The following is a 3,946-nucleotide window of genomic DNA, read 5'->3' as shown; positions in this document are numbered from 1 at the left end:
GAAAAACAAAACATCAGCGCCCTCGCCCAGCTGGCAGCCGGCCTGGCGATTGCCGCCGGTGGCGGTGATACCGGCGCTGCCGGTGCGGCAATTGCTGCCGGGAAGAATGCGGTTGAGAATAACTTGTTAAGCCCTGCGGATGTTGCTGAAGCAGACAAGAAATATGCAGCCTGTAATGGTGATAGAAAATGCCAAATGCAGGTAGTAAAAGAAACAAATGAGCTTGATAAAGAAAAGATCAGAGCATTACAAGAATATAAAAATCAATTGTTAGAAGAGTATGCTGAGAGATATCGAGAAATTATAGCGGATTGTGAAGGCTATACAACTTGTCAGTTAGAAAGAAGAGATTGGTTGCAGGAAGAGATAGATAATCGATATCGTGATTTTTATAATATAGTTACTGATGGTGCATCACCAGATGATCTGAGTTTTGGATATTATCCTGATGACACAAAAATTCAATCCTTATGGGAAGGAATGAAAAATGCGCCTGGCAAGTTGGTTGATAACATTGTTGAAGGTGGCGATAAAGCTATTCGATACATTGATGACAACTCACTAGGAAAAATTGCTGATGACGCTTGGGAGTTTGGAAAGAAAATAGCAAGCATTCCAAGAGAATGGTTAAATAAAGAGATCCCAGCAGATTCTTTTGAAACAGCATTGACTAACTTAGCAAGTATGACTGGGCATGATGTTGGTGAAGCGTCATTCTATACTGTTGCGGGAACGGCAACGGCTGCTTTAGGCGGTAAGATTATACAATGGATTGACGGGAAATGGACCCCAGTTAAGATTGGTAGTTTGGAGACCGGAAAGGGACCTACTGCCAATAAACCATTAGACAAAACAGACTTAGAGCTACAACACGGAAAAGGAAATGTTGAACAAGGTGGTGGAAATTATAAAGAGACTAAGGATAAAATACTTGATAATCATGCTGCCAATCAGAAAGCAAACGAAAGTAGTAAATTTGGTGAACATGTAGCGAAAGAGCAACAAATTAATGCTGGTAAGGGGGCAACACAGAATCAACCTGAATGGATATCTGATATTAACTCACCTAATAGTCGCCATTACTTTGATAAAATAAAGCAAGGGACGACAAAGAAAGATAAAAATACAGTTATTGACTCATCTGTTGATGTCAATGCTGATATGGCGGCCATCAAAAATGGACAAGCAACAATTAAAGGAAATCAAATAACTGTTAATGGTAGAACTTATGAAAGAGAAGCTAATGGTACGTTAGCACCTATATCTGGAAATGGATTTACTACTTTAGATCGTGGTTCCTTTGATGCTCTAGGAATCTATAAAAAGTTTGGTAATACATCAAAAGCAGATGAAATTTTAAATAAAATGGGACTTTCTCATCAATCAAAACAAGCTGCTCTCGATGTTTGGAAAAGGAATCAAAAATGAGTGGATTTGATATCGCATTAGAAAAGGTAATTAGTAAAAGTGAATTACAGAAAGCTCTGGCAATAATATTCAATATACAAAGTGAAAATGTTGTAGTTGATGATGATTATGACTCGGATCCATTTACTGGAGATATAAAAATCTGGGCTATAATTAATCAATATGATGGGGGAGACTTTTTGCTAAACTGTTCTATTTATATTAGAGATAGTACGTTAGAACATAATTCAACTCTTCTTTCCAAGCAACTATGTAATATATTACATATGAAAGGATTGATATCTGACGATAGTCCTAATCCTCTTACATGGATAATGATTTCACCTGAAGGTTCTGAAACGCCTATAACTTTAGATTCAGCTGAATTAGACAATGATCGTTATGTGATTCATAAAGCGTAACTAACATGATCCCCAATTAACCAAATTGGGGTTCCTTCTTTTATCTTTTTTTAGATCTGCATAGCAAGTTCAATAATCAACTTGTTCTGCTCAATTTTAATGATGACCGATCGCCTAGCATACAACCAACGGGAACAGTATCTAATGGATATAAAGTCTCAAATGGTGTAACTAATGCAATAGCTAAAACTGATTTAGAGCACCTTATTGTTCAATCTCGTATTAATGTAAAGATTGGTGACATCGAACCTGGTTGGGTTCATGTACAAAATCGCCATTTCTCAGGTAAAACGAATGCTAGTCAATTTACAATCAGTGAAACAGATGTTAAGGCTATTCTAAATAGTTCCGATACGGCTAAAATTCCAATTAGCAGTACTAGATCTTCGTATAACAAGGTCACGGGTCAGACAGATACTCTTTATGAGAGAGTTATTACATTAGATAAAAATATAGGTATAGATAAATTTAGCGGTAAACCAACAAATACTATGACGGTACTTACTGATAAAAAAGGTAATTTAGTAACAGTAACACCAGGAAGAATAAAATGACTAAGAATCAATTAATAGACGAATTCAATAAAATGGAACAAGAAATTGTAATTCCTTACTTAAAAAAAATTTTTGATACTCTGGGTTCAGCATGTTGCTTATATCACATGATAGAACAAAGTGAAGACATATATACTTATCTTATTAATGGTAAATCTGTTATTACTCTTGAAATTTCTCGAATTGATAATTCAATTATAAATAATGGAATTATCGCTGTTGAAGAATACGCAAAAATGAAAAAAGGTAAGCAATATAATCATTATTTAAAAGAGCTCTTAGAACTATCCAAGCGAAGCAATTTTCAGATTTAGTTTTATTGTCATTAAAAGATCCCTATCACCAATGTGTTCAGGAATCTATTTTTCTCTTTTTAGACCTGCATCGTAAGTATCTATAATTAATTTACTCTACTCAGCTTTAATGGTCAGCTGTGCTCAGTGGCTACCTTATATTTTATTTATCCAATATTTAATTTCTGAATAATGCCGAATATGTGTTTCTTCCCCCCCCTCACTATTAACTTCATTGATTTTATACAATTCTTTATTCTTAATCTTCTCGTAAAACCAAGATAATATCCTACCTCTCTTCAGTCACTGCAAGATACCGATAATTATGATTATGAAAAAATCAGTGCTTCAGTCAGCGGCACCGCCGGTTATGGTGGGGTGAGTGCGAACGGCTCGTTATCGGCCACGGAAATGGAAAGTAAATGGGCAAGTGTGACTGACCAGTCGGGTATCTTTGCCGGTAAAGGCGGCTATGATATCACGGTCGGCAATAACACTGACTTAAAAGGCGCGGTGATTGCCTCGAAAGCGGAAGATACCGGTAAAAACAAACTCGATACCGGCACTATCAGCTTCAGTGATATTAAAAATAAAGCTGACTTTAAAGTCACTCATGTTGCCATTAGTGGTGGCACCGCCGGTCCCGGTGCGCCAACTGCGTTTAAAGACAGTGACTCAAGCACCACCAAATCAGCGGTGGAAAAAGGCGAGTTAATCATCCGCAATCAGGACCGGCAAAAACAGGATATTAACGGCCTGAGCCGGGATACGGACAGTGCCAATAATCCGCTCAAACAGATTTTTGATAAGCAAAAAGAGCTGGATAAAATTGAAACCGTTGAGCTGATTAAAGATATTGCCCAGCAGGCTAAAAGTGTGGTGAAGAAATATGACCGCATTGAGGCACAAAAAGAGGTGGATAAAAATAAGGATGCGTTAACCCGGGCGGAAGCGGAAAAGCGATATAAATATTTAAGTGATGAGGAAAAAGCGAAATACGCCTCATTTGAACAATATTATAGCGCGAATGAAGACTCCATTTATTACGCGCTGGTTGATACTCAGCTAAAAGCCAATAAAGATAAAAATCTTGGCACAATGGGCGGTAATGTCAGTAAAGGGATTGATACCGCTATGGCGATAGTGACCGGGGTGATTACCGGTGATATTACCGGCAGTCTGGCCGGTGCCAGTGCGCCGTGGATTGCCGAGCAAATCAAACTGCATACCGGTCATGCTGATGAAAAAGGTAACTGGGTGACCGATGATA

General features: G+C 37.8%; 3 protein-coding genes and 1 pseudogene. All 4 read left to right on the top strand.

Going from position 1 to position 3,946, the window contains the following annotated elements:
* On the top strand, positions 1-1,428 hold a 1,428-nt coding region (locus J3U42_RS12050; RefSeq protein WP_267336577.1), incomplete at its 5' end, for a VENN motif pre-toxin domain-containing protein.
* The gene (locus J3U42_RS12045; RefSeq protein ID WP_267328776.1) at positions 1,425-1,829 is read left to right on the top strand and encodes a hypothetical protein; all 405 of its coding nucleotides are present in this window, start codon (positions 1,425-1,427) and stop codon (positions 1,827-1,829) included. The genes J3U42_RS12050 and J3U42_RS12045, both read left to right, overlap by 4 nt.
* 550 nt (positions 1,830-2,379) lie before the next feature.
* The gene (locus J3U42_RS12040; protein ID WP_267336576.1) at positions 2,380-2,697 is read left to right on the top strand and encodes a hypothetical protein; all 318 of its coding nucleotides are present in this window, start codon (positions 2,380-2,382) and stop codon (positions 2,695-2,697) included.
* Positions 2,698-3,087: 390 nt separating this feature from the next.
* A pseudogene (locus J3U42_RS12035) lies at positions 3,088-3,946 on the top strand (hypothetical protein); the annotation flags it as partial.

The organism is Gilliamella sp. B2923 (assembly GCF_026536565.1).
Classification (GTDB): domain Bacteria; phylum Pseudomonadota; class Gammaproteobacteria; order Enterobacterales; family Orbaceae; genus Gilliamella.
The sequence above is the reverse complement of the archived record's forward strand: the minus strand, read 5'-3'. Positions and strand labels throughout refer to the sequence as shown.